Here is a 5,803-nt window from a genome sequence, read left to right on the forward strand (position 1 = left end):
CGCGCTGGCGCCACTGCGGCTGACGATGGCCCGCCACCACGCGATTGGCGAGGCCCGCTACCTGCTGGCCTGTGCGCTGCTGGACCATGGACCTGCCGTGCAGCCGCGCGGCAGGCGGCCGGACCCGACACCGAGTCAAGCCGAAGCCATCGAGCTGCTGCAAAGCCTGGCCAACGAAGGCCGCGAAAGCCTGCAGTACACGCAGGCCCTGGCGGCAGACCCCCACTGGCGGCTGCCGGCCGCGCAGCGGCTGGAAATGGTGCTGGAACAGCGCGAGGATTTCGAGGCACTGAAGCCTGTGCGCGCCCGCCTGCGCGAGCTGGCGCTGGAGGCCGAGCGGGCCGAGAAGGTGTTGCGCAGCTTCCAGGGCGAACAGCAGCTGGAAGTCGCACCCACCGGCCTGCGCAGCCGCCACACCGGCACGCTGCCCAGCACCGCGGCCCAGTTGCACACCCGCCTCAGCGCCCGCGTGCTGGCCGACACGCTGGCGCTGCTGAAGTCCGAGCCGGCCGTAGGCAAGGCCTGGCTGCTGCGCAAGACCAGCCCGCAGGTGCGCGGCTGGAGCCTGTACCTGATGGTCATCGAGCGCTCGCACGCGCTGCTGCAGCCGGACCCGGCGCAGTGGAGCCAACTGCTGGAGGCCAAGATCCAGCTGCCGCTGCCGGTGGCCGTGGTGGACCTGGCGCAGCCCTACTGGCAGGACATTGGCCGGACCGACCTGGTGCAGGCGATGCGCAGCACCGAAGGCGCGTGCATTTACACCGCCGAAGCCCCGAAATGAGCAGCCGGAATTGACCCTGACGCCGCAGACGGGCGGCGGAGTTTTTTAGAATGCTGCAGTGCACCTACTGAACGCCGACCTGCACTGCCATTCCATTTTTTCGGACGGCAGCCTCTCCCCCAGCGAACTCGCCCAGCGCGCCCACCAGGGTGGCGTGGCGCTGTGGTCCCTGACCGACCACGACGAACTCGCTGGCCAGGCCGAAGCCAGGGCCGCTGCGGAGGCCCTGGGCATGGCCTACGTCACCGGCGTCGAGATCTCGGTCACCTTTGCTGGCGAAACCGTGCACGTGCTCGGTTTCGATTTCGACGAACACCACCCCAGCCTGGTCCAGGGCCTGACCGAATTGCGTGCCGGCCGCCACCAGCGCGCCCGCGACATGGGCGAAAGCCTGGCCCGCGCCGGCATTCCGGGCGCCTACGAAGGCGCGATCAAATACGCGGCCAACCCCGAGCTGGTCTCGCGCACCCACTTCGCCCGTTTCCTGGTCGACAACGGGCATTGCAGCTCGATCCAGGAAGTTTTCTCGCGCTACCTGAAGGAAGGCAAGCCAGGCTTTGTCGAGCACCGCTGGGCGGGACTGGGCGAGGCCGTGCGCTGGGTCAAGGAAGCCGGCGGTGTGACCGCCATCGCCCATCCCGCCCGCTACCGCTTCTCGCCGACCGAGGAGTTCGCGCTGTTCGGCGAGTTCCAGGCCCATGGTGGCCGCGGCGTGGAAGTGACCTGCGGCAGCCATTTCCCGGATGAGGTCGTGAAATACGCCGACATGGCGCTGGAGTTCGACCTGCTGGCCTCGCGCGGCAGCGACTTCCACGCGCCCGGCGAGAGCCGCGTGCCACTCGGTACGCTGCCGGACCTGCCAGGCAAGGTCACGCCGATCTGGTCGCTCTGGGCGCCGCGCCTGGCAGCCCATCAAGCGGACCCGATGGCCGCGGCTTGAGTTGGCCCGGCCCGCCAGGCCACACACCCACATCGGTATGTGGATGGCATTGACGACACCGTCAAAAGGGCCGTCCGGCGCTGCGAGAATATCGGCATGGCCCAGTACTTCGAGGTCCACCCGCAGAACCCGCAGCTGCGCCTGCTGAAGCAGGCTGCTCAGCTGCTGCATGCCGGCGGCGTGGCCGCCGTGCCCACCGATTCCAGCTACGCCCTCGTCTGCCACCTGGACGACAAGGCCGCCGCCGAGCGCCTGCGCAGCATCCGCCAGGTCGACGACAGGCACCACCTGACGCTGCTCTGCCGCGACCTGTCCGAACTCGCCAATTACGCCCGCGTGGACAACCGCCAGTACCGCCTGCTGAAGCTGGCCACGCCAGGCCCGTTCACCTTCATCCTGGAAGCCACCAAGGAAGTGCCGCGCCGGGTCTCGCACCCGTCCCGCCGCACCATCGGCCTGCGCGTGCCCGAGCACACGGTGCTGCAAGCCCTGCTGGCCGAATTCGGCCAACCGCTGCTGGCCACCACCTTCATCCCGCCCGGCGAAACCGAAGCGCTGAACGAACCGGCCGAAATCCGCGCGCGCTTCGAGAAACAGCTGCAGGCGGTGGTGGACGCCGGCGCCTGCCCGCTGCAGCCAACCACGGTGATCGACCTCAGCGGCGACGAACCCGTCATCGTGCGCGAGGGGCGCGGGGACGCGGCGAAGCTGGGGTTGTAGACGCCACCCTGCCGGCCGCTGCCGCAGCATGCTTGGCGCTTGGTTGGGGTGGCGGCAGAATCCGCCGCGGCCAGTGCCTACCTTGCAACGGCCACAGTCGCTGGCCTCAGGGATTTCAGGAGGAGGCCTGCGTTGGTCAAATCCAGAAGACAGCTGCCATGCAAGAACCCCAGTTCAATCCATTTGCGCCCCCGACGATAGAGACCGAGCGCAAAACCACCGATTGCGTCCGCAAAGGCAAATCGGTCATCGTGCCGGTCGGTTTCGACCTTCCCCAACGTTGCATCATTTGCAACTCGGCCGCGCAAACGCCGGTCAAGTCGAAGAAGCTGTATTGGCACAGCCCGTGGCTGTATCTGCTGATCCCGCTGAACATCCTGATCTACTTGGTCGTCGGCTTGCTGGCCAGGAAGTCGTTTGTGGTGTCGCCTGGGCTTTGCGAGGCCCATGCCAGCCGCCGCAAGCGGCGCGTGGGGGTGGCCATGGCCATCGCGTTGGTCGCACTGTGCCTGGGCGTGGGCCTGCTCGCGCGTGGCCAGCAACTGCCTGGCATCGGCATGCTGTCTTGGGGACTGGTGAGCCTGATCGTGGCGATGTTCCTGGGCCGCAAGGTCTATCCACGCAAGATCACCAAGGAATACCTCAAGCTCGGCGGTTGCAAGGAACCCTTCCTCGCCTCGCTGGAGTAGGCGAGACGGGCCCAGCCCGCCAGTGCCACGCCCTCATCCATTCACACAGGGAAGCAAACCAACATGATCGACCACACCGGCGTCAGCGTCAGTGACTACGGCCGCAGCAAGGCGTTCTACGAGAAGGCGCTGGGCGCCATGGGTTACCAGCTGCTAGCGGAGATGCCGGCCGAGCTGGTGGGCACCCGGGTGGCGGGTTTCGGCGAGCCGCCGAAACCGGACTTCTGGATCGCCGAAGGTACGCCGAATGTGCCGGCGATCCACATTGCCTTCCGCGTGGCCTCGCGCGCCATCGTCGACGCGTTCTACCGTGAAGCGATGGCTGCGGGCGGGACCGACAACGGGCCCCCCGGCGTCCGCGCGCACTACCACCCGAACTACTACGGTGCGTTTGTGCGCGACCCGGACGGGCACAACATCGAAGCCGTCTGTCACGCGCCCGAGTGAGGCGCTGAAATGGAAAAGGCCTGGAGAACCCAGGCCTTTTTTCATGGTCGAGAGACCCGCAGCTCAGAGCGCAGCGGTCACCACGATCTCGATCTTCCACTCCGGCTTGGCCAGTGCGGCCTGCACGGTGGCACGCGGCGGCGTGTTGCCGGCGACCACCCAGGCGTCCCAGACGGCGTTCATGCCGGGGAAGTCGGCCAGGTCGGCCAGGAAGATCTGCGCGCGCAGGATCTTGGTCTTGTCGGTGCCGGCCTTCACCAGCAGCGCGTCGATGGCTGCCAGCACTTGCCGGGTCTGGCCCCCAATGTCCTGCGAGCCGTCTTCGGCCACCTGACCGGCGAGGTAGCAAACGCCGTTGTGCACGGCCATCTCGGACATGCGGGCGCCGACTTCGTAGCGTTGGATCATTTCAGTGCTTTCCTTTGGTGTGCGAGTGCGGACGAGGATGCGCGGGCTTCTTCCCGGTGGCCGCAGCAGCGGTCGCCGCGCTCGCCTTCTGGCCCAGCCTGGATTCGGTCCCGTTCATCAGTTTGCGGATGTTGGCGCCATGGCGCCAGATCAACAGCAGGCTCATCACGGTGATGGCCAGCAGCAGCGGCGAGACCTCCCAGATCAGCATCTGGTAGAACGGCGCAAAAGCTGCGGAGACGATGGCCGCCAGCGACGAATAACGCGTGAAAACCGCGACGATGACCCAGGTGCCCAGCGTTGCCAGGCCCAGCCAGGGGTTCAGCGCCATCAGCACCCCGGCCGCGGTGGCCACGCCCTTGCCACCCTGGAAGCGGAAGAACACCGGCCACAGGTGGCCGATGAAGGCCGCCAGGCCCACCAGGCCGATGGTCAGTTCGCCCCAGCCGAAGCGAGGTGCCAGCAGCATGGCCAGCACCACCGGCACATAGCCCTTGAGCGCGTCGAAGGCCAGCGTCAGCAGCGCGGCGACCTTGTTGCCGGAGCGCAGCACGTTGGTGGCACCCGGATTGCCCGAGCCGTAGGAGCGTGGATCGTCCAGCCCCATGAAGCGGCTGACGATGACTGCAAACGACAAGGAACCGATGGCATACGCCACGGCCACGGCAAGCAGGGAGGTCGCAATGTCCATCGAAGCAGGCGATGGCGAAACCGCACACCGCAATGAAATACCGGGCGTGGAGTGTAAGCTGCCCGACAGGCCGGCCTGGCTGGCGTCTGCCCTGAAGACCTGCGCCAACGCAAGCCCCGGCAATACCGAGGCACTTCCGGCGGGCGATTACCATCCAGGATTGCAGCCGCCACCGCGCCTGCACCGACCGGGCCGGCGAGCCGCGGGTGTTCGCTGAAGGTCCACACGCTTGTACAGGATGTCTTCCTCACTGGTCACGCGCATGCTGCTGGCGGTGGCCGCCGCATCGCTGCTGATCTTCCTGCTGATCGGCGGCTTCGAGCTCTGGCACGAGCGCAACCTGCTGACCCGCGAGGCCCAGGCCCGGGCCGACGCCGCGGTGGCGCTGAGCGCGGACCCGATGGCCAATGCCTTGTGGAACTACGACCTGGCGGCGCTGCAGCGCATGACGCAGGGCCTGGTGAAGGACGGCAGCATCGTGCATGCCGAGGTGCGCAACGAACGCGGCGAACTGCAGTCGCAGGCCTGGCGTGCGGGTGCGGGCCCAGGCCCGGGGCTGCGCAGCCGCGAGCTGGCACTGTCGATGCCGCTGCGCTCCCAATCCATTGGCCTGTTGACCGTGCAGGAGTCGGACGCCGACGTCAACGCCGAGATCCAGCGCCGTGCTGTCGACCGGCTGCCGCTGGAACTGCTGAAGGTGCTGGCGGTGGCGGTCAGCCTGCTGCTGCTAATGCACCGGCTGGTGATCTCACGCCTGTCGGCCCTGGTGCGGCAGCTGCGCAACCTGCGCGTTGACGACCTGCAGGCCAGGCTGCAGCCCACGCCGCAACCCGCCAACACGCGCGACGAGATCGTGGTGCTGGCGCGCGGCATCGAGCGCTACCACCATGCCCGGGTACTGGAGATGCAGCGCCGCCAGCATGCCGAGGAGCAGCTGCGCGGCAGCCTGCAGGAGCGCTCGGCCATGCTGGGCTCGCTGCGCGAAGGCCTGCTGGGCCTGGACGCACTGGGGCGGGTGCAATATGCCAACCGCGCGCTGGGCGAATTGCTGGGCCTGGACACGGCGCCCACCCGCGGCCAGGGACTGCAAGGCCTGGCGCAACTGGACAGCGGGGACGGCGCGCGCG

8 protein-coding genes are annotated in these 5,803 nt (G+C 67.8%); 6 read left to right on the forward strand and 2 right to left on the reverse strand.

Annotated elements, in window-relative coordinates; translation table 11 throughout:
* The 5 genes from FKP22_RS32265 to FKP22_RS19040 all read left to right on the forward strand — a co-directional run.
* The coding region (locus tag FKP22_RS32265; RefSeq protein WP_170200959.1) for a hypothetical protein at nucleotides 1-781 on the forward strand (781 nt) is incomplete at its 5' end.
* 58 nt (nucleotides 782-839) lie between these two features.
* A complete protein-coding gene (locus FKP22_RS19025; protein ID WP_141289288.1) occupies nucleotides 840-1,721 on the forward strand; it encodes a 3',5'-nucleoside bisphosphate phosphatase in 882 nt (293 codons plus the stop codon).
* Nucleotides 1,722-1,817: 96 nt separating this feature from the next.
* Entirely contained in the window at nucleotides 1,818-2,441 is a 624-nt protein-coding gene (locus FKP22_RS19030) for an L-threonylcarbamoyladenylate synthase (RefSeq protein ID WP_141289289.1), read from the forward strand.
* A gap of 158 nt (nucleotides 2,442-2,599) precedes the next feature.
* Nucleotides 2,600-3,130, forward strand: a complete 531-nt coding sequence (locus FKP22_RS19035) for a hypothetical protein (RefSeq protein ID WP_141289290.1) — start codon at nucleotides 2,600-2,602, stop codon at nucleotides 3,128-3,130.
* Between the two features lie 63 nt (nucleotides 3,131-3,193).
* Nucleotides 3,194-3,577, forward strand: coding sequence for a VOC family protein (locus tag FKP22_RS19040; RefSeq protein ID WP_141289291.1), 384 nt, complete (start codon nucleotides 3,194-3,196; stop codon nucleotides 3,575-3,577).
* Nucleotides 3,578-3,640: 63 nt separating this feature from the next.
* On the opposite strand, the gene FKP22_RS19045 is transcribed toward FKP22_RS19040, so the two are convergent.
* Complete coding sequence (locus FKP22_RS19045) at nucleotides 3,641-3,985, reverse strand: RidA family protein (protein WP_141289292.1); 345 nt, start codon at nucleotides 3,983-3,985, stop codon at nucleotides 3,641-3,643.
* 1 nt (nucleotide 3,986) lies between these two features.
* A complete protein-coding gene (gene plsY / locus FKP22_RS19050) occupies nucleotides 3,987-4,676 on the reverse strand; it encodes a glycerol-3-phosphate 1-O-acyltransferase PlsY (RefSeq protein WP_141289293.1) in 690 nt (229 codons plus the stop codon).
* 238 nt (nucleotides 4,677-4,914) lie between these two features.
* Between plsY and FKP22_RS19055 the strand changes: the two genes are divergently transcribed.
* Nucleotides 4,915-5,803: hypothetical protein (locus FKP22_RS19055; RefSeq protein ID WP_375140598.1), on the forward strand; the 889-nt coding region annotated here is incomplete at its 3' end.

Origin of the sequence: Ideonella azotifigens (genome assembly GCF_006519715.1) — a bacterium.
Classification (GTDB): domain Bacteria; phylum Pseudomonadota; class Gammaproteobacteria; order Burkholderiales; family Burkholderiaceae_C; genus Ideonella; species Ideonella azotifigens.